The organism is Nocardioides sp. Leaf285 (assembly GCF_001422955.1).
Lineage (GTDB): Bacteria > Actinomycetota > Actinomycetes > Propionibacteriales > Nocardioidaceae > Nocardioides > Nocardioides kribbensis.
This window is the reverse complement of the sequence record NZ_LMNH01000003.1, coordinates 760,374-781,236: the sequence shown is the minus strand read 5'-3', so window position 1 is coordinate 781,236 and position 20,863 is coordinate 760,374. Positions and strand designations below refer to the sequence as shown.

The 20,863-nt window shown below is 75.4% G+C and carries 17 protein-coding genes and 1 tRNA gene; 5 read left to right on the top strand and 13 right to left on the bottom strand.

All coding sequences use genetic code 11. The features are described 5' to 3' along the window. Positions 1 to 48: 48 nt before the first annotated feature. Positions 49 to 1,773: a thiamine pyrophosphate-dependent enzyme gene (locus ASF47_RS11970; RefSeq protein ID WP_056864186.1), complete on the bottom strand. Its 1,725-nt coding sequence runs from the start codon at positions 1,771 to 1,773 to the stop codon at positions 49 to 51. 87 nt (positions 1,774 to 1,860) lie between these two features. Here ASF47_RS11970 and ASF47_RS11965 point away from each other — a divergent pair, with 87 nt between their 5' ends. Together ASF47_RS11965 and rpsT are read left to right on the top strand one after the other, a co-directional pair. Continuing rightward, on the top strand, positions 1,861 to 2,814 hold the full coding sequence (locus ASF47_RS11965) for a phosphotransferase (RefSeq protein ID WP_056864185.1): 954 nt from the start codon (positions 1,861 to 1,863) through the stop codon (positions 2,812 to 2,814). Positions 2,815 to 3,024: 210 nt separating this feature from the next. Further along, a complete protein-coding gene (gene rpsT / locus ASF47_RS11960) occupies positions 3,025 to 3,285 on the top strand; it encodes a 30S ribosomal protein S20 (protein WP_056864184.1) in 261 nt (86 codons plus the stop codon). 89 nt (positions 3,286 to 3,374) lie between these two features. On the opposite strand, the gene holA is transcribed toward rpsT, so the two are convergent. The 6 genes from holA to ASF47_RS11930 form a co-directional block, all read right to left on the bottom strand. Next, positions 3,375 to 4,403 (bottom strand): DNA polymerase III subunit delta, encoded by a 1,029-nt coding sequence (gene holA, locus ASF47_RS11955; RefSeq protein WP_056864183.1) that lies wholly within the window; start codon positions 4,401 to 4,403, stop codon positions 3,375 to 3,377. A gap of 71 nt (positions 4,404 to 4,474) precedes the next feature. After that, the gene (locus ASF47_RS11950) at positions 4,475 to 6,817 is read right to left on the bottom strand and encodes a ComEC/Rec2 family competence protein (RefSeq protein ID WP_235558727.1); all 2,343 of its coding nucleotides are present in this window, start codon (positions 6,815 to 6,817) and stop codon (positions 4,475 to 4,477) included. 1 nt (position 6,818) lies between these two features. Beyond that, on the bottom strand, positions 6,819 to 7,871 hold the full coding sequence (locus tag ASF47_RS21895; protein ID WP_082500240.1) for a ComEA family DNA-binding protein: 1,053 nt from the start codon (positions 7,869 to 7,871) through the stop codon (positions 6,819 to 6,821). A 128-nt stretch (positions 7,872 to 7,999) separates the two neighbouring features. After that, the gene (locus tag ASF47_RS11940) at positions 8,000 to 8,872 is read right to left on the bottom strand and encodes a DegV family protein (RefSeq protein WP_056864181.1); all 873 of its coding nucleotides are present in this window, start codon (positions 8,870 to 8,872) and stop codon (positions 8,000 to 8,002) included. Positions 8,873 to 8,876: 4 nt separating this feature from the next. Then, complete coding sequence (gene leuS, locus ASF47_RS11935; protein WP_056864180.1) at positions 8,877 to 11,363, bottom strand: leucine--tRNA ligase; 2,487 nt, start codon at positions 11,361 to 11,363, stop codon at positions 8,877 to 8,879. Positions 11,364 to 11,544: 181 nt separating this feature from the next. Continuing rightward, positions 11,545 to 12,450 (bottom strand): alpha/beta hydrolase, encoded by a 906-nt coding sequence (locus tag ASF47_RS11930; RefSeq protein WP_056864179.1) that lies wholly within the window; start codon positions 12,448 to 12,450, stop codon positions 11,545 to 11,547. Positions 12,451 to 12,499: 49 nt separating this feature from the next. Here ASF47_RS11930 and ASF47_RS11925 point away from each other — a divergent pair, with 49 nt between their 5' ends. Then, a complete protein-coding gene (locus tag ASF47_RS11925; RefSeq protein WP_056864178.1) occupies positions 12,500 to 13,291 on the top strand; it encodes an SDR family NAD(P)-dependent oxidoreductase in 792 nt (263 codons plus the stop codon). Positions 13,292 to 13,340: 49 nt separating this feature from the next. Here ASF47_RS11925 and ASF47_RS11920 read toward each other — a convergent pair whose 3' ends face one another. Beyond that, positions 13,341 to 15,551, bottom strand: coding sequence for a PhoX family protein (locus tag ASF47_RS11920; protein WP_082500239.1), 2,211 nt, complete (start codon positions 15,549 to 15,551; stop codon positions 13,341 to 13,343). Positions 15,552 to 15,625: 74 nt separating this feature from the next. Next, on the bottom strand, positions 15,626 to 16,657 hold the full coding sequence (locus tag ASF47_RS11915) for an AraC family transcriptional regulator (RefSeq protein ID WP_056864177.1): 1,032 nt from the start codon (positions 16,655 to 16,657) through the stop codon (positions 15,626 to 15,628). Positions 16,658 to 16,714: 57 nt separating this feature from the next. Between ASF47_RS11915 and ASF47_RS11910 the strand changes: the two genes are divergently transcribed. Further along, positions 16,715 to 18,220, top strand: a complete 1,506-nt coding sequence (locus ASF47_RS11910; RefSeq protein WP_056864176.1) for a flavin-containing monooxygenase — start codon at positions 16,715 to 16,717, stop codon at positions 18,218 to 18,220. Beyond that, a complete protein-coding gene (locus tag ASF47_RS11905; protein WP_056864175.1) occupies positions 18,217 to 18,864 on the top strand; it encodes an acetoacetate decarboxylase family protein in 648 nt (215 codons plus the stop codon). The genes ASF47_RS11910 and ASF47_RS11905 overlap by 4 nt, the downstream gene beginning before the upstream one ends. Before the next feature lie 16 nt (positions 18,865 to 18,880). Here the strand turns inward: ASF47_RS11905 and ASF47_RS11900 are convergent, their stop codons facing one another. The 4 genes from ASF47_RS11900 to ASF47_RS11885 form a co-directional block, all read right to left on the bottom strand. Beyond that, entirely contained in the window at positions 18,881 to 19,408 is a 528-nt protein-coding gene (locus ASF47_RS11900) for a Dps family protein (protein WP_056864174.1), read from the bottom strand. 74 nt (positions 19,409 to 19,482) lie between these two features. Further along, positions 19,483 to 20,340, bottom strand: coding sequence for an FHA domain-containing protein (locus ASF47_RS11895; protein ID WP_056864173.1), 858 nt, complete (start codon positions 20,338 to 20,340; stop codon positions 19,483 to 19,485). Between the two features lie 3 nt (positions 20,341 to 20,343). Continuing rightward, positions 20,344 to 20,619: a hypothetical protein gene (locus ASF47_RS11890; protein WP_056864172.1), complete on the bottom strand. Its 276-nt coding sequence runs from the start codon at positions 20,617 to 20,619 to the stop codon at positions 20,344 to 20,346. A gap of 162 nt (positions 20,620 to 20,781) precedes the next feature. Further along, positions 20,782 to 20,854, bottom strand: a tRNA-Ala gene (locus tag ASF47_RS11885). Positions 20,855 to 20,863: the final 9 nt, after the last annotated feature.

The window sequence follows — 20,863 nt, the reverse complement described above, 5'->3', positions numbered from 1 at the left end:
ACCCATTGTCCCCAACGCCGCCACAGGCGCGAAACCCGTGCCGCGAGGTCACTCCGGAGCGGCGACGAACTCCTTGGTCTTGGCCAGCGCGAAGCCCCAGCCCTGCGCGACGGTGGGCGTCGGCGGCACGGCCACCTCGTCGGGGTTGGTGACCACGTCGAGGAGCACGGGCCCGGGGTGGGCCAGCGCCTCGCGCACGGCCTCGTCGACGTCGTGGGGGTCGGTGACCCGCACCCCGTGCAGGCCCACGGCCCGCGCCACCGCGGCGAAGTCGGGGTTGTGCAGGACGGTGCCGAACTCGGGCAGCCCCGCCTGCTCCATCTCCAGCTTGACCATGCCCAGGCGGCCGTTGTCGAAGACCACCAGCTTGACCGGCAGGTCGTGGGAGACGGCGGTGAGGAGGTCGCCCATCAGCATCGACAGGCCGCCGTCACCGCAGAAGGCCACCACCTGGCGGCCCCGGTCGAGGCCCTGGGCACCCAGGGCCTGCGGCATGGCGTTGGCCATCGAGCCGAGGTTGTAGCTGCCGAGCAGCCGGCGCGTGCCCGACATGCGCACGAAGCGCGCGAGCCAGGTGGTGGCCATGCCGGTGTCGGTGGTGAAGACGGCGTCGCTCGCGGCGTGGCGGTCCACGGCCGCGGCCAGCAGCTCGGGGCGGATCAGCGCGTCGGGGTTGTCGACGCGGCGGCGCAGCAGGCCGCGCGGTCGTCGGTCGTGGTCGGGGTCGGTCAGGCGCTGCTGCCGCTCGCGCCAGGCGTCGTACGACGAGCGCGCCGACTCCAGGTGCGACCGGTCGGGCTTGGCCGACAGCCGAGCGAGCAGGCCCTCGATGGCGAGACGGGCGTCGCCGACCACGGCGTGCTGCACCGGGATCCGCCGGCCGATCCGGGCGCCGTCGAGGTCGACCTGCACGACCGTCTTCCCCTCGGGCAGGAAGCCGGTGTAGGGGAAGTCGGTGCCGAGGAGCACCAGCACGTCGCAGCCGGAGAAGGCCACCTCGGAGGCGTGGTTGCCCAGCAGGCCCGACTGGCCGACCTCGTAGGGGTTGTCCTCCTCCAGCCCCTCCTTGGCCTTGAGCGAGAGCACCATCGGCGCGGAGAGCCGCTCGGCCAGTCGCAGCACCTCCGCGCGGGCGTGCCGCGCACCGGCGCCCACCAGCAGGGTCACCGCGGAGGCCGACTCGAGGGCGGTGGCGGCCTCGGCGAGGGCGTCGGGGTCCGGCGTGGCGACCGCCGGGCGGGCCACCAGGCGCGGCACCGGCGTGCCGGAGGGCAGGTCGAGCTCGCCGACGTCGCCGGGCAGCGTGAGCACGGCCACGCCGCGGTGCTGGAGGGCGGCGTTGCCGGCCCGCTCGATCAGCCCGGGCAGCTGCTCGGTGCTGGTGACGGTCTCGCAGAAGACCGAGACGTCGGCGAAGAGGGTGTCGTTGTCGACCTCCTGGAAGAAGTCGCTGCCCATGTCGCCGCGCGGCACCTGCCCGCAGATGGCCAGCACCGGGGCGCCGGACTTCTTGGCGTCGTAGAGCCCGTTGAGCAGGTGGATCGCCCCCGGGCCCACCGTGCCCATGCAGACGCCGAGCCGCCCGGTGAGCTGCGCCTGGGCCCCGGCGGCGAAGGCCGCGACCTCCTCGTGGCGCACCCCCATCCACTCCAGGCGCTCCTCGCGCCGGATCGCGTCGGTGACAGGGTTGAGCGCGTCGCCGACCACGCCCCAGACCTGGGTGACGCCGTGGTCGGCGAGGGACTCCACGAGCAGCTCTGCGACGGTGGTCATGGCCCCACCCTCCGCTCGCGGCACGACGCCCGGCTCCCCTCGCGGGGTGGGTCGCCGCCGACGGGCCCGGTGGCCGAGGATGGCCGCGTGCACCCCACGACGATCCCCCACGGCCGCACGGCGCGGCGCGTCGAGTGGTCCTTCCTGCCCCCGGCGCTGCGCGCCCAGGTCGAGCGGCGCCTCGGCTCCCCCGTGGTCGAGGCCCGCTCCCAGCGCGCCGGCTTCACCCCCGGCATGGCCTCGGTGCTGGTGTGCGCCGACGGCAGCCGCCACTTCGTCAAGGCGGCCTCGGTCAAGGCCCAGCGGCCCTTCGCCGAGGCCTACCGCGCGGAGGCCCGCACGCTGGCCGCCCTGCCCGCGGCCACCCCCTCGCCGCGGCTGCGGTGGGTCCACGACGACGGCGACTGGGTGGTGCTGGCCATCGAGCACGTGGAGGCGCGCGCGCCCCGCCGGCCGTGGACCCCCGCCGACCTCGACGCCGCGCTGGCGGCCCTGGCCCGCGCCGCCCAGACGCTGACCGCGGCCCCGGACGGACCGGCCGTCGTCGCGGGCGCCGCCGACTTCGCCACCGAGTTCGCCGGCTTCCCGGCGTACTGGGACAGCCTGCGGCGCAGCCTGCCCGACCTGCGCCACCGCGAGGAGGCCGCGCTCCTGGCCGGGCGCTTCCGCGAGGTGACCGCCGGCAGCACCCTGGTGCACACCGACGTGCGCGACGACAACCTGCTGGTGCGCCCCGACGGCAGCGTCCTGGTCTGCGACTGGAACTGGCCGGCGCTGGGGGCGCCGTGGATCGACTCCCTGCTGCTGCTCATCGGCCCCCGCGGCGACGGACTCGACGTGGAGGCCGTGCTCGCCACCCACCCGACCTTCGCCGGCGTCGCCCCCGAGGCCGTCGACATCGTGCTCGCCCTGGTCACCGGCTACTTCCTCAAGTCCGCCGGCGACCCCGTGCCCGCGACCTCCCCCCACCTGCGCGAGGCGCAGTGGTGGCAGGGCGACGTGTGCTGGCACTGGCTCAGCGAGCGGCGCGGGTGGGAGTGAGCCCCGTGACCAGTGGTTCGACGACTCCCTGGCCTCCTCGCCCGTCCGGCGCCTGGGGGTGTGACCCGAGGTGCGGGTGGTGCGATTTGGGGGCCCAGGAGCGCCGCTGTTAATCTTGCTCGTCGCGTGTCTGGCCGCAGCCTGCGCCGACCGCACCGCAGACCTGCAGCACCAGACCACCACACGTCGACTCGAAGCGAAGGCACATCCGTGGCGAACATCAAGTCCCAGATCAAGCGCAACAAGCAGAACGAGAAGGCGCACGAGCGCAACAAGGCGGTCAAGACCGGCCTGAAGACCGCCGTCCGCAAGTTCCGCTCCGCCGCCGACGCCGGCGACAAGGACACCGCCGTCACCGCCGGCCGCGACGCTGCGCGCATGCTCGACAAGGCCGCCTCCAAGGGCGTCATCCACAAGAACCAGGCGGCGAACCGCAAGTCGGCCATCGCCAAGAAGACCGCCTCTCTCTGAGTCGGTCCACCACGAAGGCGCCACCCCGGTCGGGGTGGCGCCTTCGTCGTTCTCCGGCCCAGCTGCGCGGCCCGACCGCGCGGTCCCGCTCAGCGCTGCGTGCGCAGGCCGGTGATCGTCAGCACCAGCCGCTCCAGCGTGTACGACGGGTCGCTGGCGGCGCCCTTGATGTCGGCGTCGGCGCGCGCGACCGCCCGGATCGCGCGGGCCAGACCGTCGTCGTCCCACCCGCGCAGCTGGTCGCGCAGGGTGCGCAGCTTCCACGGGGGCACACCGACCTCGCGCGCGAGGTCGGCCTCGCCGCGACCTCGTGCCGAGCGCAGCCGGGCCAGGCCGCGGGCGCTGCCGGCGAAGGCGGAGGTCACCAGCACCGAGGCCACGCCGTTGTCGAGGGCCCAGCGCAGCTCCTCGAGCGCGGCACGGGTGTGGCCGGAGAAGGCTGCGTCGGCGACAGCGAAGGACTTGGCCTCGGCGCGGCCGCCGAAGTACTGCTTGACCTTCTCGACGGTGAGGTTCTCGCCCAGGAAGTCGTTGGTGAGCTGGTGGGCCGCGGCGGCCAGCGAGCGGAGGTCCTGCCCGACGGCCTGCACCAGCACCGAGGCCGCCTCCTGGTCGATGCGCGCCCCGTGGGAGCGCACCTCGGCGGCCACGAACGAGGGGTACTCCGAGGCGCGCAGCTCGGCCGACTTGACCTCGGTCACCGCGGGCAGCTTGCGCAGCTTGGCCAGCACGCCCGACCCCTTCGCGCCGCCACCGTGCACGAGCACGAGCGCGACGTCCTCGACCGGGTCGGCGGCGTAGGCCAGCAGGCCGGCCACCGACTCCTCCGGGAGGTGCTCCAGCGCCCGCACCACGACGCAGCGCGTGCTGGAGAACAGCGAGGCGGCCGACATCTCCCCCAGGGTGGCGAGGGTGAGGTCGGCGGCGGGCGAGTCGGCCAGCTCGGCCTCGGGGTCGTGGGCCCTGACCGCGGCGCGCACGGCGACGACCGTGCGCTCGCCGAGGAACTCCTCCTTGCCGGTGACCAGGGTGACCCGCCCCAGGACGTCGGCGGCGCTCGGCCCCCGACCCCCGGCGGGTCGGGCGGCGGAGCGGGTCGAGGACGATGCGGCGGCCATGGTGGGACGAGCCTGCCACAGACCGGGGACACCGCGTGCGGGCGCATGGGCCGACCGCGTGCGCGCGGGGCTCAGCGGTCGCCGGCGCCGCCCGGCTCCGCCGTCGAGGCCGGGCGGAGCGGCTCGTGGGTGAGGGTGCCGAGAGCGCCGTCGGGGTCGACGACGACGGCCAGGTCGCCGCTGAGGTCGGTGCGCAGCACCCGCGCACCGGTGCGCTCCAGGTCGGAGACGACCTGCGGCGAGGGGTGGCCGTAGGTGTTGTCCTGCCCCACCGAGACCAGGACCAGGCGGGCCGCCAGCGACTCCAGGAAGGCCTCGTCCTGGTGGGCGCTGCCGTGGTGGGGCAGCTTGAGCACGTCGGCGCGCAGGCCCGGCAGGGCCGCGGCGAGCACCGCCTGGCCCGTGGGCTCGAGGTCGCCGGTGAGCAGCATCCTGACCCCGCGCACCTCGACGAGCAGCACGACGCTCGCGTCGTTGGCGGCGCTGGCCCCGGAGGGCACCGGCGGGGCCGGCACCGGTGGCCACAGCACCTGCAGCGTGGCCTCGCCCACCCGCGACGTCGCGCCGTGGGCCACGGTCGACACCGCGACGCCGTGCTCCGCGGCGACCTCCTGCACGTGCTGCACCCCGCCGGGCGGGTCCGGCACGGAGGTCACCTCGACGCGGTCGACGCGCCGGCCCTCGAGCACGCCGGCGAGACCGTCGACGTGGTCGGCGTGGAAGTGCGTGAGCACGACCAGCGGCACCTGCTCGACCCCCAGGTCGGTCAGGCAGCGGTCGACCGCCGCGGCGTCGGGGCCGGCGTCGACCACCACCGCGGCCCCCGGGCCGGTGCGCAGCACCAGCGCGTCGCCCTGGCCCACGTCGCAGGCCACCAGCACCCAGCCCGGCGGGGGCCACCCGGGCGTCGGGAGCCGCACCAGCGCGACGAGGACCACGACGCCGACCGCGACCGGGCCCAGCGCCCGGCTGCGCAGCACGCGGGGCGCCAGCAGCGCCAGGGCGGCGCAGGCGAGGACGAGCACCACCAGCGCCAGCGGGCCGGTGCCCCAGGCGACGGCCGCCGTGGGGAGGTCGGCCCCGCGACGGGCGACCAGCACGATCCAGGCCACGCACCACGCGGCCAGGGTGCCGATCACCGTGGCCAGCCCCGGCCAGACCAGCCCGACCAGCCCGGCCACGAGGCCGAGCACCGTCGCCGGGCCGACGACAGGGGCCACCAGCAGGTTGGCCACCACCGCGACCAGGCTGACCTGGCCGGAGACGGCGGCCACCAGCGGCGTGCAGGCCAGCTGGGCCGCGGCCGGCACCGCCACCGCCTCGGCCGCCCACCGGGGCAGCCAGCGCCGCAGCGCGTCGCGCCAGGTCGGGGCCAGCACCAGGATGCCGGCCGTCGCGAGCACCGACAGCGCGAACCCCACCGTGGTCGCGAGCCCGGGCGAGACGAGCAGCAGCGCGGTGACCGCCACGCCCAGGGCCCGGAACCCGCGCTGTCGGCCGTTGCGGCCCAGGCCCAGCAGCCCCACCGCCCCCATCGCGGCCGCGCGCACGACGCTGGGCTCGGTGCGCGCGAGCAGGACGAAGCCGACGATGCCGAGGGCGCCGACGACCACCAGCCAGCGCCCGCGCACCCCGACCCAGCGCGCCAGCAGGAGCACGAACCCCACGACGAGCGTGAGGTTGGTGCCGGACACCGCGGTCAGGTGGGTCAGCCCGGTGGTGCGGAAGTCCTCGGCGACCCCGGGGTCGAGGCCGGCGTCGTCGCCCACGACCAGCGCGGGCACGAGCACCCGCTGGGCCGCGGGACGGTGCTCGACAGCCGCCCGCAGCGAGGCCCGTACGCCGGCAGCGCCGCGCCACCACACGTCGGGGCCCTCGAGGGTGGCCACCGCGTCGGCGCCGACCAGCAGCGCCGCGACCTCGTCGCCGCCGCGGGAGTCGGAGGGTGCCAGCCGCCCGCTGGTGCTCACCCGCGCACCGAGCGGCACCGCGGCCCAGTCGGCGCCGCCGAGCACCACCACGGGCGCGGAGAGCCGCCACGCCCGACCACGCCCGACCACGCGGTCGACGTCGAGGCGCACGACCACCTGCTCCTCGAAGGCGCCCTGCACCGGGCGCGGGTCGCTGACCACCGTGCCCTCCAGGTCGACCACCGCACGCTCGGCGGCGAGGTCGGCCACCGGCCCGTCGCGCACGACCGCGGCCCGCAGCACCGCGACGACCCCGACGGCGACCAGCACGCTGAGCAGCGCCGCCACGAGCGCACGGGTGCCGGGGCGGCGACGGGCCAGCGCGGCTCCGCCGACGAGGGCCGCGGCGAGCACGAGCGCCGCCCAGCCGACCGTGAGGAGCGTGCCGGCGAGGGCACCGGCCCACGCCGCGAGCCCCACCAGGGCCATCCGGGGGTCGCGCACCTCAGAGGGTCACGTGGGGGGCGATCTGGGCCAGCGTGGCGTCGCCGATGCCGTCGACCTCGAGCAGCTCCTGCACCGAGGTGAAGCCGCCGTGCTCCTCGCGCCAGGCGAGGATGGCCTGCGCCGTCACCGGCCCGACCTCGGGCAGGGCCTCCAGCTCGGCCTGGGTGGCGGTGTTGAGGCTCACCGTGGCCACGGGCGCACCCGCCTCGGGCCCGGGGACCGCGCCGGGGGCCACCGCCGGCGCGGGTGCGGCCGCAGGCGCGACCCCCACGACCACCTGCTCCCCGTCGACGAGCACACGGGCCAGGTTGAGCCCCGCCAGGTCGACCCCGGGGCGGGCCCCGCCCGCGGCCTCGAGGGCGTCGACCACCCGCGAGCCCGCCTCGAGCACCGCGATGCCGGGTCGGCGCACCTTGCCGGTGACGTCCACGGTGACCGTGGCGGCCTCCCCCGACGCCTGCCCCGACGCCTCCCCCGACGCCTCCGTCCCGACCGCGCCGGTCGGGGCGGCGCCGAACGCCTCGGGCGCGGTCGGGACCAGCGGAGTGGGCGCCGCCCCGGGCCCGGCCGCGGCGGCAGGCGCCGCCTCCACGACCGGGTCGGACCGCACCACCCACCAGCACGTGAGCGCCAGTGCCGCCGCCACCATCAGCGCGAGGGCGGCCACGTGGCCCGGCTGCAGCGGGACCGCGGGCAGCCGCGCGGCCCAGGACCGGCCCACCCCGACCCCCGAGCGCCTCGCGGCGTGTCGTCCCGGCACCGGCACGACCACCGCACCGTCCACCGCAGCGTCCACATCAGCGGCCGCAGGAGGGGCAGCAGCACCGTCCGCAGGAGGGGCCGCCCCGGGCCACCGCCCCGGGCCGGGCTCCCGGCCCTGCGTCGGAGCCGGCACCAGCCGCAGCGGCGGCTGCTCCCCGGCGACCCGGGTGTGCCCGTCCCACCACGGCTGCTCCCCGCCGGCGGCACGCGCGGCGTCGAGCTCGGCGGTCAGCAGGGCCAGCCGACGGGCGACGGCCTCCTGGTGCTCGGGGCGGGGTCGGGTGCGCATGCCGGCACGCTACGAAGCCTCCGCGGCCCGTCGCGGCGACCGGAGGCCGACTGTGGACCAGCGGGCATCCCCGGCGCCCTGTGCACGACAGGTGGGCCCCCGCAACCGGCCGCGGGCGCGTGCGGACCTCAGCGGGGCGCGACGCAGACCGCGATCATGCCGGGCCCGACGTGGGCCCCGAGCACGGCGCCGAGCTCGCCGCAGGAGATCTCCTCCCCGGCCAGCTCGACGTCGAGCCGTCCGGCGAGCCGCTCCACCAGCTGGGCGGCGCGCTCGGGGTTGGCCAGGTGGGCCACCGAGACCTCCACGGGTCCGCCGGCCGCCGTGGCCGCCTGCACCGCGAGCTCCTCGAGGCGACCCAGCGCGCGGCCGGAGGTGCGCACGCGCTCGAGCGGCGACACCCGGCCCTCGGCGATCTGCAGCAGCGGCTTGACCGCGAGCGCGCCGCCGAAGAGTGCGGCGGCGGTGCCGATGCGCCCGCCGCGGCGCAGGTACTCCAGCGTGTCGACGTAGAACAGCGAGGTGGTGGCGCGGCCGCGCTCGCGTGCGGCCGCGGCGGCCGTCGCGGCGTCGGCCCCGCCGGCCACGGCACGGGCGGCGGCCAGGGCGGCGTAGCCGGTGCCGATGCCGACCTGCTCGGTGTCGACCACCTCCACCGGCACCGACGCCCGGCGCGCGGCCAGCTGGGCCGACTCCACCGTGCCGCTCATCTGACCCGACAGGTGCACCGACACGATCGCGTCCGCCCCGCCGCGCGCGGCCCGCTCATAGGTCTCGAGCAGCAGCTCGGGCGAGGGGCGCGAGGTCGACACCGGCGTCCACTCCCGCAGCGCCGCCGCGACCAGGGCCGGGGTCGCCTCGCCCTCGGCCTCGCCCTCGTCGTAGGCGCTGGCGCCGATCACCACCTGCAGCGGCACCACGACGATCCCGAGCCCGGCCGCCAGCTCCCCGGGGAGGCTGGCGGTCGAGTCGGTGACGACGACGACGCGACCGGCGGGCACGCGCTCAGACCACGATGTTGACGAGCTTCGGGGCCCGCACCACGACCTTGCGCACCTCGCGCCCGTCGAGGGCACGCTGCACGTCGGCGTCGGCCAGGGCCAGCGCCTCCAGGGCCTCGCCGTCGATGCCGGGGTCGACCTCCAGGCGGGCCTTGACCTTGCCCTGCACCTGCACGACCGCGGTGACCGACTGCTCCACCAGCAGCGCGGGGTCGACCTCGGGCCAGGCGACCTGGGCGACGGTGGGCTCGTGGCCCAGCCGCTCCCACATCTCCTCCGCGACGTACGGCGTGACCAGCGACAGCAGCTGCGCGACCGTCTCGACGGCCTCGCGCACCGCCGGGTCGGCCGGGCCGCAGCCGGTGTCGACGGCCTTGCGCGTGGCGTTGACCAGCTCCATCACGCGGGCCACCATCACGTTGAAGCGGTGGCCCTCGACCAGCTCGGCGGCGTCGCGGATCGTGCGGTGGGTCTGCGAGCGCAGCGTCGCGTCGCCGCCCGCGGGGTCGGTGCCCGGCGCGGAGGTGACGTCGCCGCTGAGGCGCCAGGCCCGCTGGAGGAACTTCTGCGAGCCCGACGGGGACACGTCGGCCCAGTCGATGTTGTCCTCGGGCGGGCTGGCGAAGACCAGCGTCAGGCGCACCGCGTCGACGCCGAAGGCGTCGAGCTGCTCGCCGAGGTTGACGCCGTTGCCCAGCGACTTGCTCATCTTGCGGCCCTGGTTGACCACGACGCCCTGGCCCAGCAGCGCCTCGAAGGGCTCGACGAAGTCGAGCATGCCCATGTCGTGCAGGACCTTGGTGAAGAAGCGGGCGTAGAGCAGGTGCAGCACGGCGTGCTCCAGGCCGCCGACGTACTGGTCGACCGCCCCCCACTCGCGCAGCTTCTCGGGGTCGAAGGGCCCCTCGGTGTAGCCCGGCGAGGTGAAGCGCAGGAAGTACCAGGAGGAGTCGACGAAGGTGTCCATCGTGTCGCTGTCGCGCTTCGCCGCGCCGCCGCAGGTCGGGCAGGCGACGTCGACCCACTCGCTGGCCGCGGCCAGCGGGGAGACGCCCCGTGGCTTGAGGTCGGCGCCCTTGAGCTCGGGCAGCTCGACGGGCAGCTGGTCCTCCGGCACGGGCACCTCGCCGCAGGAGGGGCAGTGGATGATCGGGATCGGGCAGCCCCAGAAGCGCTGCCGGCTCAGCAGCCAGTCGCGCAGGCGGTAGTTGACCGTGCCGGTGCCGGTGCCGCGCTCCTCGAGCAACTCGATGGCACGGCCGATGCCGGCGGCCTTGTCGGTGAGGCCGTCGAGCTCGCCGGAGGAGACGTAGACCCCGTCGCCGCTGGTGGCGACGCCGCTCTCGGCGGGGTCGGGCTCGCCGGTGTCGACCACGCGGCGCACCGGCAGGTCGAAGGCGCGGGCGAAGTCGAGGTCGCGCTGGTCGTGGGCGGGCACGGCCATGATGGCGCCGGTGCCGTAGTCGGCGAGCACGTAGTCCGACGCCCACACCGGCAGCCGCTCGCCGGTCAGCGGGTTGGTCGCGGTGACCCCGAGGTCGACGCCGCTCTTGGGCCGGTCGGTGGCCAGCCGCTCGATGTCGGAGGCCTTGCGAATCTCCTCCAGGTAGGCCTCGTAGGCCGGGCGCTGGGCGTCGCTGACCAGCTCGGCGGCCAGGTCGGCGTCGGCGGCGACCACCATGAAGGTCGCGCCGAAGAGGGTGTCGGGGCGGGTGGTGTAGACGGTGACCGGCTGCTCGCGGCCCTCCACGGCGAAGTCGACGTGGGCGCCCTCGGAGCGGCCGATCCAGTTGCGCTGGGCGGTGACCACGCGGTTCGGCCAGCGGTCGGCCACCTGGTCGAGGTCGGTCAGCAGCCGCTCGGCGTACTCGGTGGTCTTGAAGTACCACTGCGTCAGGTCGCGCTTGGTGACCACCGCGCCGCAGCGCTCGCAGGCGCCGTCGACGACCTGCTCGTTGGCCAGCACGGTCTGGTCGTTGGGGCACCAGTTGACCGGGCTCTTGCGGCGGTAGGCCAGGCCCCGCTCGCGGAACTTCAGGAACAGCCACTGCGTCCAGCGGTAGTACTCCGGGTCGGAGGTGTGCAGGCGGCGCGACCAGTCGAAGGCCAGGCCGTAGCGGCGCATCGAGGCGGCCTGGGTCTCGATGTTGGCGTAGGTGTAGGTCGCCGGGTGCTCGTCGTTGCGGATCGCGGCGTTCTCGGCCGGCAGGCCGAAGGAGTCCCAGCCCATCGGGTCGAGCACCTCGAAGCCGCGCATGCGCCAGTAGCGCGCGATGACGTCGTGCAGCGCGAACACCTCGGCGTGACCCATGTGCAGGTCGCCGCTGGGGTAGGGGAACATCGTGAGCGCGTAGCGCTTCTCGCGCGGGGAGTCGTCGTCGGCCCGGAAGGGGTCGAGCTCCTCCCAGACCCGCTGCCACTTCTCCTCGGTCGCCACGACGTCGTACGTCGCCGCCTCGGTCTCGGCGTGCGTGGTGCGGTCCTGCGTCATCGTGGTCTCCTGGTGCTGGCCCTGACGGCCGGGCCGGTGCTGGTGCTGAGGCTGGTCCTGGTGCTGGAGCTGGCGGTGTCGCCACATGAAAAAACCCCTCGCAGGGAGGGGTGGCCGCGCGATCGGTGGAAGATCAGCGCGGCTGGCCGAGAAGCAGGGTCGACGTGGTCATGGCCTCATCCTAGCGCCCCACGACGGAGCCGAGGAACTCCACCTGGGCGGCCACGGAGCGCTCGAAGGGCTCGCCGAGGTAGATGTCGAAGTGCCCCACGTCGAGGCGCTCCACGACCACCCGGCCCCGGGCCCGCTCGGCCACGCGCTCGACCGCCGCCGGGGGCGCGATGGTGTCGTCGGCGGCCACGAGCAGGAAGAGCGGCATCCGCAGCCGGCGGGCACGCGCGACGGGACGGTTGGTCGCGATCGGGAGGATGGCGCGCGCCGGCGTGTCGTTGCGGAAGCCGGGTCCGGCGATCGCGGCGTAGCCGTCGACCCCGTCGTGGGAGGTGATCGCGGCCAGCGACCCGGGCTCGCCCACGACCGCGATGCGGTGGTCGGGACGGCCCAGCGCGTGGCCGGCCGCGTCGCGCAGGGCGTGGCCGGTCAGGCGCAGCAGCTGGCGCGGGCCGGCGTAGCGCAGGATCTCGCGCACCGCCGCCAGCCCGTCCATGGCGGCGCCCTGGGAGACGACCGCCGCGATCCGGGGGTCGTCGGCGGCCACGGCGACGACGTGCCCACCGGAGTAGGAGCTGCCCCACAGCACCACGCGCTCGGGGTCGAGGCCGGGCAGCCCGCGCACGTGCGCCACGACAGCGGCGTAGTCCTCGCGGTGGCGCCGGTGGTCCACCAGCGTGCGCGGCTCCCCCGCCGAGGCACCGAAGCCGCGGTAGTCGAAGAGCACCACGTCGGCGCCGGCCGCGGCGAAGCGCTCGGCGAAGGGCATCAGGCCCGAGTCGCGGGTGCAGCCGAAGCCGTGGGCCATGACGACGACCGGTCGCCCGGCCGGCCCGGCCCAGGCCTCGGTGGTGGCCGGGACGTGCCAGGCCGCGAGGGACGTGCCGTGGCTGGGGATCGTGAGGTCGTGGCGCACGTCTCGGACCCTAGGCCACCGACGGCCCCGGTGTGCCTACGATCACGCCATGACCGACCCCACCACGACCGACCGCCCGCGCACCGTCTCCGACATGTTCCGCCTCGACGGCAGGGTCGCCGTCGTGACCGGCGCCTCGAGCGGCCTCGGGGTCGCCTTCGCCGAGGCCCTGGCCCAGGCCGGCGCCGACGTCGTGCTCGGCGCCCGGCGGGTGGACCGCCTCGAGGAGACCGCCGCCCTGGTGCGCGCCGCGGGACGCACGGCGCTGCCGGTGGCCACCGACGTGGCCGACCCCGCGTCGTGCGACCGGCTCGTGGCGCTGGCCATGGAGGAGTTCGGCCACGTCGACGTCCTGGTCAACAACGCCGGGATCGGCACCGCCGTGCCCGCCACGCGCGAGACGCCCGAGCAGTTCCGCGGCGTCATCGACGTCAACCTCAACGGCTGCTACTGGATGGCCCAGGCCTGCGGACGGGTGATGGGCCACGGCTCGTCGATCATCAACATCTCCTCGGTGCTCGGCCTCACCACCGCGGGTCTCCCCCAGGCCGCCTACGCCGCGTCCAAGGCCGGCCTCATCGGCCTCACGCGCGACCTCGCCCAGCAGTGGACCGGACGCAAGGGCATCCGGGTCAACGCCATCGCCCCGGGCTTCTTCGCCTCCGAGATGACCGAGCAGTACCCCGAGGGCTACCTCGAGTCGATGCAGCAGCGCATCCCGGCCGGACGCAAGGGCGACCCCGCCGAGCTGGCCGCCACGGTGGTCTGGCTGGCCTCGCCGGCCGGCGGCTACGTCACCGGCCAGACCCTCGCGGTCGACGGCGGCCTCACCATCACGTGAGCACCCCGCGCCCGCCCGGTGCCGCTCCGGACGGGCGCGAGGAGCGCCGTCAGGCCCGGCGGAAGGCGACGACCACCGACGGGCGCGGGAAGTCGTCGGTGTGGGGCCAGGTGCTCTGCGGGGCCTCGAAGGTGGCCGTGTCGGCCTCACCGGGGTGCTGCACGGCGAAGAACAGCGACCGGTTGCGATCGGTCACCAGCGGCCCGCAGGCCTCCGCGCCGCGCGGCACGGTGACGAACTGCTCGACCTTGCCGCGGTCGGGTCCCGTGGTCGGCACGCGGAAGACGCCGTCGTTGGAGCCGAGCACGTTGCCGTCGGTGGAGATCCACAGCGAGCCGTCGTCGGAGAAGGTGACGTTGTCGGGGCAGCTGATCGGGCTGACCTGCGACTTGTCGAAGCCGGCGAAGTAGGTCTCCTGCGCCGCGGGGTCGCCGCAGACCAGCATGAGGTCCCAGGTGAAGGTCGTGCCCGCGTGGCCGCCCCTGCCCGGCGTCATCTCCAGCACGTAGCCGTTGCGGTTGCCCGAGGCCTGCGTCAGCGGGGCGCCCAGCGAGGCACGGACCATCGAGGAGCCGACCGGGTTGGGCTCGTCGGTGGGCAGCGCGGCGGTGCCGCGGTTGGAGTTGTTGGTCAGCGCGGCGTAGACCTTGCCGTTGACCAGGTTGGGCTCGACGTCCTCGGGGCGGTCCATCCGGGTCGGGGCGACCTTGTCGGCGGCCAGGCGGGTGAAGAGCAGCACGTCGGCCACCGACATGCCCTCGACGAAGGACTCGGTGTCGCTGCACAGCGGGATCCACTCGCCCGTGCCGTCGGAGACGCCGTCCTCGGCGCCGTCGCCGGTGAGGCGCGCGACGTAGAGGGTGCCGGCGCTGAGCAGGCGCAGGTTGCGGCGCTTGGCCCGCTCGGAGCCCGCGTCGTCGAAGGTGCCGGCGGAGACGAACTTGTAGAGGTAGTCACCGCGCTCGTCGTCGCCCATGTAGGCCACGGCGCGACCGTTCTCGGCGATGACGACGTTGGCGCCCTCGTGCTTGAAGCGGCCCAGCATCGTGTGCTTGCGCGGGGCGCTGTCGGGGTCGAAGGGGTCGACCTCGACGATCCAGCCGAAACGGTGCGGCTCGTGCGGCTCGGCGCTGAGGTCGAAGCGCGGGTCCACCGTGTTCCAGCCCTTGCCCTTGCCGCTGATGCCGTAGCGGGCGTACTGCGCGGTGTAGCGCTCGTCGAGGCCGTCGGGGGCGTCGAAGTACTGGTTGAAGTTCTCCTCCCCCGAGAGCACCGTGCCCCACGGCGTCGTGCCGCCGGCACAGTTGTTGAGGGTGCCGAGCACCTTCGTGCCGGTCGGGTCGGCGGTGGTGCGCAGCCGCTCGTCGCCGGCGGCGGGCCCGTCGACGACGAAGGTGGTGTCGATGTGGAGGCGGCGGTTGTAGCGCGCCCGCCGCAGGTCGCTGACCGGCAGCCAGTCGCCGTCGACCTTGGCGCGCTTGATCTGCACCACCGACATGCCGTGGCTGGCCATGGCGATGGCCTTGACCTGGTCGGCGGTGTAGACGCCGGTCGGGAACATGAGGTTCTCGTCGGTGTACTCGTGGTTGACGACCAGGAGCGCCTGGTCGAAGTCGCGGGCCAGGTAGCCGTACTGCGTGCCGCCCTTGCCGCCCTTGCCCTTGCCCTTGCCCTTGGCGGGCAGCGGGAGCACGCCGACGTAGTCGCAGTTGTAGCCGAACTGGGTCTTGGCGGCCTGGGGGGTCTGGGCGTAGGCGTCGAAGCGCGGCGCGCCGGCCACGACCCGGTCGCCCCAGCTGATCACCACGGAGTGGTCGAAGCCGCGGGGCACGGTCACGGCGTCGCGCTTGTTGGGCCCGACCGGCGAGAACGCCGCGCGGGCCAGGTCGCCGCTCATCGGCTTGGCCGACGGCGCGGCGGGCGCGGCGGGGGCGGCCGCCGCCGCGCCGCCGAGGGCGCCGGCGGTGAGGCCGCCGAGCACGAGCGCGCCGGAGGTGGTCGCCGCGCCCTTGAGCACGGAGCGGCGGGCGACGGCCTTGACGATCTCGTCCTGCACGTGGCCGTGGCCGGTCTGGTTGGGCTCGGGGTGGTCGCAGGCCAGGCCGCAGCGGAAGAAGCACGTGGCGTAGCTGCGCGAGCCGTGGCGGGTGCCGGAGGGCACGGGCACGAGCGGCAGGCTGCGGCGCGCGGTCGGCGCGTCCGCGGCGGTGGGGCTGATCGGGCTGATCGGGCTGACCGGGGTGGTGGGGGTGGTCGTCATCGGGATGGGCTCTCCATGATCGATCGTCGTGGTGGCCCGCGGTGTCCGCGGGCGACGGCCGCACCCTAGGAAGGTCAGGTGGTGCGGGAGGGGGCCTGCAGGTGGGGTCGCGGTGACCTCTGGGTGAACGCAGGGTGCTCCCGGCGCGCGCTCGACGGGGGTCCGCCGGTCCAGCGGCGGTGCGCGTGGGTGAGGGCCGCGGTCTCGGCGTAGCCCAGCCGCCGCGCCACCTCGGCCACCGGCAGCCCGGCGCCCAGCAGCTCGGCGGCCAGCGGTGCCCGCACCTCCTCCAGCAGCTCGCGGTACGTCGTGCCCGCGGCTCCCAGCCGGCGCCGCAGCGTGCGCTCGCTGAGCCCGAGGGCCGAGGCGACCTCGGGCATCGGCGCTCCGGCCGCGAGGCGCTGGGCGATGAGCACGCGCACCTCCTGGGCCACGCCGGTGCGCTCGCGCCGGCGGGCCACGGCCTGCAGGCACAGCTGCTCGGCGAGCCGGTCGACCTGCGCGGCGGCGCGACCGGTGGGGCGCGGCAGCGGACGGGCGAGCTCGGCCGCGTCGACCTCGAGGCGGGCCCGGTCGGCGCCGAGGCTCAGCCGGGCGCCCACGCCCCCGGGCACCAGCGAGGCCAGGACGGTGTCGACGGCGGTGGCGTCGCGGGCGAGGAGGAACGCGCGCACGTCGGCCGGGAGCCCCGACCCGTCGAGGTCGACCACGAGCCGGCCGTCGACGAGCCCGGCGTGTGGGATCGCGAAGGCGTGGCTGAGGTCGACGTAGCGCAGCGCCACCTCGACCGCGTCACGCACGGTGCGGCTGGACAGCAAGGCCAGCCCGAGCACCCCGAAGGTGCGCGCGTCGTAGGATGCCCCCACCTCGGCCCCCGACCCCGGGCGGTGCCGCTGGAGCGTGCGCACCACCCGCAGCTCCTGCGCGGCGGTCACCACGGCCCCTGGCGCCTCGAGGTGGTCCACCGCCAGGCCGGTGCCGGCCAGGGCGGCCTCGGGGGCCAGCCCGGCGCGCACCGCGTGCCGCACGAGCAGCGCGACCCCGAGGGCCGAGCGCGGGAAGTCCCAGTCGGCGGCCGCGGGGGCGGGCAGGTTGTCCGGCATCATCAAGCCGATCCTCCCCGACCGCTCCCCCGGCGGCAACCGGCGCCCTAGCGTCGGGGCATGGTCACCCCCACGCCCGCGCAGGGCCCCCGTGCCCCCCGTGCCCCCCGTGTCCCCCATGTCCTCGTGGTCGGAGCCGGCTTCGGAGGCCTCGGCGTCGTGCGCGCCCTGCGCGAGCGGGGCCTCACCGACGTCACCGTGCTCGAGCGGGCCGAGGCCGCCGGCGGCGTCTGGCGCGACAACACCTACCCCGGGGCCGCCTGCGACGTGCCCTCGCCGCTCTACTCCTGGTCGTGGGCGGTGAAGACCGACTGGCGGCACCGCTACGGCACCCAGCCGGAGATCCTCGCCTACCTGCGCGAGACCGCGGCCCGGGAGGGGCTGCTCGACCACGTGGAGACCGGACGCACCGTGACCTCGCTCCGCTGGTCGGAGGACACGCGGAGCTGGGCCGTGGCGACGGCCGAGGGCGCGACGTACGAGGCCGACGTGGTGGTGACCGCCACCGGTCAGCTCTCCGAGCCGGTCGTGCCCGACCTGCCGGGCGCCGACTCCTTCGCGGGCCCGTCCTTCCACTCCGCGCGGTGGCGCCACGACGTCGACCTCACCGGCAAGCGCGTGGCCGTGGTCGGCACCGGCGCCAGCGCGATCCAGTTCGTGCCGGGCATCGTGGACCGGGTCGGCGCGCTGACGGTCTTCCAGCGCTCCGCGCCCTACGTCGTGCCCAAGCCCGACCAGGAGTGGGGCGAGCGGCACCACCGCGTCTTCGACCGCGTGCCGGCGCTGATGGGCCTCGAGCGGCGCTCGTGGTTCTGGCTCACCGAGCGGCTCAACGCCGCCCTCGTCGGGGAGTCGCCGCTGACGCCGGCCATCAACCGCGGCCTGCGGGCGGTCTGGCGGCTGCACCTGCGCCGCCAGGTGCGCGACGCCGCACTGCGGGCCCGGCTCGTGCCGGACTACCCGATCGGGTGCAAGCGGCTGCTCTTCAGCAACGACTGGTACCCCGCGCTCGACCGCGACCACGTCGAGGTGGTCGATACCGCCGTGGCCGGCGTCGAGCCGACCGGCGTGCGCACCGCCGACGGCGTGCTCCACGAGGTCGACGTGGTGATCTGGGGCACCGGCTTCGCCGCGACCCGCTTCCTCGACGGCGTCGAGGTCGTGGGCCCGGGCGGCCGGACCCTCGCCGAGCAGTGGCGCGGTGGCGCGCGCGCCCACCTCGGCGTGGGCGTGGCGGGCTTCCCCAACCTGTTCTGCGTCTACGGGCCCAACACCAACCTGGGGGGCAGCTCGATCATCACCATGATGGAGGCGCAGGCCGGGTGGATCGCCCAGGTCGCCCGCGGCATCGCCGACGGCCGCGCCCGCGGGGTCGCCCCGCGCGCGGAGGTCTACGACGCCTACGACGAGGAGATGCAGACCCGGCTGGCGCGCAGCGCCTGGGCCGGCTGCTCGAGCTGGTACGTCGAGGGCGGCCGGATCAGCACCAACTGGCCCGGACGGGTGCAGGAGTACCAGGAGCGCACCGCCCGCGTCGACTGGTCGCAGTTGGAGGACGTGTCGTGAGCGCGGCCGAGTCGGCCGGCGCCTACCCGCCCGAGCCGTGGGACCTCACCGGCACGGGCCGGCTCACCGCCTGGGCGGTGCCCGTCGGCGACCTGCCCGCACTGCCGGCGGGCGTGCGGCCGGTGGTGCTGCGCGGCCGCGCACTCGCGGCGACCGCCTTCGTGCGCTACGACGAGCGGGGCCTGATGGCCTACGACGAGCTGCTCGCCGCCGTGGTGGTGCGCCACGGCCGGGGGCTGGCGCTGTCGATCATCGACATCTGGGTCGACAGCGAGGTCTCGCGGGCCGGCGGCCGCGGCCTGTGGGGCATCCCCAAGGAGCTGGCCAGCTTCTCCTCCCCCGCGCCCGACCGGATCGGCGCACGCACCGACGACGGGCCGCTGGCCTCGGTCGAGACCGCGCCCCGGCGGCTGCCGGGCCTGCGACTGCCGCTGCCCCTGCGCTCCCACGTGGTGCAGACCCGCGACGGTGCCACCGTGGCCAGCCCGATCCGGGCCACCGGGCGGGTGCGCCCCGCCCGGGCCCGGTGGACCGTCGAGCCCGAGGGTGCGCTGGCCTGGCTGCGCGGCGCCTCGCCGGTCACCAGCGCGGTGGCCGAGGACTTCGCGATGCGCTTCGGCGCCGCTCCGGTCCCCCGGCGCTAGCCGCTCCCGAGCCCGCTCAGCCGTGCAGCGGGCGCGGCAGGCTGCGACCGGCGACGCGGTTCTCGGCGTCGATCATCCAGGCCAGCTGCTCGAGGCGCTCGATGACGGTGTGGAGGATGTCGGCGGTGGTGGGGTCCTCCGCGTCGACCTCGTCGTGGATGCGGCGCGCGGTGCCGGTGGTGGCGTAGATCGCGCCGGTGATGAGGTCGACGGTGTCGGCGGTGTTGACCTCGCCCGCGGGGAACTGCGGCAGGCTCGTCTGGGCGGCGACCGTCGCCGAGCGCCCGTCGGGGGTGATGTAGATGGCGCGCATGCGCTCGGCGACGGTGTCGGAGAACTCGCGGGCGGCGTCGACGACCTCGTCGAGGGCCAGGTGCAGGTCGCGGAAGTTCAGGCCGACGACGTTCCAGTGGGCCTGCTTGCCCTGCACGTGCAGGTCGATGAGGTCGACGCTCATCTGCTGCAGGTGGGCCGCCAGCCGCTCGGAGGCGGTGAAGGGGGGGCGGGCGACGTGGGTGGTCTCGCTGTGCAGGACGTCGGTCATGGGTGGTTCCTCTCCTCGGTGGTGTCCCCACTCAAGCAGGTTCTCTGGAATGGTTCCAGAAAGGTGAGCCTGACCTAAACGGCCGGCCGGTCGTCGGGGGGCTGCGGTCGCTGGCGCCCCAGCTCCCCGCCGATGCGCCCGTAGTAGGGCCGTCCGTGGTCGGCGTGCTCCTCGCGGTAGTAGGCCAGGTGGTGCGGCCCGAGGTCGACACGGGCGCCGCTGCGCAGCACCGACCCGAGCACGCGCGCGCCGTGGACCCGCACGTCGCCCTCGACCGCGCGCACGACGTACTCGTCCTCCTCGTCGTGCTCGACCCGGGCGTGCAGCGGCGCCAGGCCGCGCAGCACGACGTCGCAGCCGGGGTCGGAGCCGATGGTGACGCCGTCGCCGAGCCAGAAGATCGGCTGGCGCTCGCCACCCCAGACGTCCTCGCGCACCAGCACCAGGCGTGCCGAGCCGCCGCGGGCCGGGTCGTGGGTGCCCGTGACCCGCCGGCGCGAGCGCCGGGCGAAGGTCGGGGCGATCGGCCACATCGTGGCCGGCGGCAGCAGGGAGGCGCTCGGCAGCACCCCGGGGGCCCGTCGGGCACGGGCGCGGGCCGAGGTCACCGCGCCCCGCAGCCCGCCCAGGCGGATGCGGGCCGAGCCGGTGGCCCGGCGCTGCCACCACGGGGCCCTGACGGCGCCGAGGCACACCAGGAGCTGCCCGTCGTGGACCACGCGGACGACGACGCCGCGCGAGGCGAGGGCCTCCGCGAAGGCGCGCACGGCCGGGGCGTCGGCGGAGCCCGCGAACACGGCAGGGTCGCTGACCTCCATCGTCAGCCGGCTGTCGTGGCCCCGCAGGTGCAGCACGACGTCGTCCTCGCCGCCGGGGTCACCGTCACCGCGCTGCAGCCTGACCTCGAGGTCGGCCGCGACCCGCACGGCCACGGCTCAGCGCTCCCCGGCGGCGGAGGGGACGGCGGAGTCGGTCGTGGTGATGGTCAGGGTGCCGTGGACCTTCCAGGTCGCGCGGGGGGCGTTGGAGCCGGTGTCGCGCGGCACCTCCACGGCCATGTCCTCGAAGCGGTAGTGGATGGCCGCCTGCCGGCCGGTGAGGAAGTCCCACATGCTGCGCCCGAGGTCGGTCCAGTCGACGACCTCGCCGCGCTCGCCGTCGAGCGACTGGCTGCTGACGGGTCGGGGTCCGTCGGGGTGGATGGTGGTCATGACGCCTCCTGAGGGATGAATCTCAACACGATGTCGAGGTATATCTCCACAGAGTGATCCACTTCACCCGGGTCGACAAGGCGTCACCCCGCGCAGTCACCCACGAGGGGGAGAAATGACGAACGAGGCGGACCCCGGTGGGATCCGCCTCGTTCGTGTCGGTGGAGCTGAGGGGACTCGAACCCCTGACCCTCTGCATGCCATGCAGATGCGCTACCAGCTGCGCCACAGCCCCGCCGTCTCG

What these genes read in the sequence shown, in the direction of transcription:
- ASF47_RS11970 (WP_056864186.1), bottom strand. Translation starts at nt 1,773, where the DNA reads ATGACCACCGTCGCAGAGCTGCTCGTGGAGTCCCTCGCCGACCACGGC.
- holA (WP_056864183.1), bottom strand. Translation starts at nt 4,403, where the DNA reads ATGGCCGCCGCATCGTCCTCGACCCGCTCCGCCGCCCGACCCGCCGGG.
- ASF47_RS21895 (WP_082500240.1), bottom strand. Translation starts at nt 7,871, where the DNA reads ATGCGCACCCGACCCCGCCCCGAGCACCAGGAGGCCGTCGCCCGTCGG.
- leuS (WP_056864180.1), bottom strand. Translation starts at nt 11,363, where the DNA reads ATGACGCAGGACCGCACCACGCACGCCGAGACCGAGGCGGCGACGTAC.
- ASF47_RS11925 (WP_056864178.1), top strand. Translation starts at nt 12,500, where the DNA reads ATGACCGACCCCACCACGACCGACCGCCCGCGCACCGTCTCCGACATG.
- ASF47_RS11920 (WP_082500239.1), bottom strand. Translation starts at nt 15,551, where the DNA reads ATGACGACCACCCCCACCACCCCGGTCAGCCCGATCAGCCCGATCAGC.
- ASF47_RS11915 (WP_056864177.1), bottom strand. Translation starts at nt 16,657, where the DNA reads ATGATGCCGGACAACCTGCCCGCCCCCGCGGCCGCCGACTGGGACTTC.
- ASF47_RS11910 (WP_056864176.1), top strand. Translation starts at nt 16,715, where the DNA reads ATGGTCACCCCCACGCCCGCGCAGGGCCCCCGTGCCCCCCGTGCCCCC.
- ASF47_RS11900 (WP_056864174.1), bottom strand. Translation starts at nt 19,408, where the DNA reads ATGACCGACGTCCTGCACAGCGAGACCACCCACGTCGCCCGCCCCCCC.
- ASF47_RS11890 (WP_056864172.1), bottom strand. Translation starts at nt 20,619, where the DNA reads ATGACCACCATCCACCCCGACGGACCCCGACCCGTCAGCAGCCAGTCG.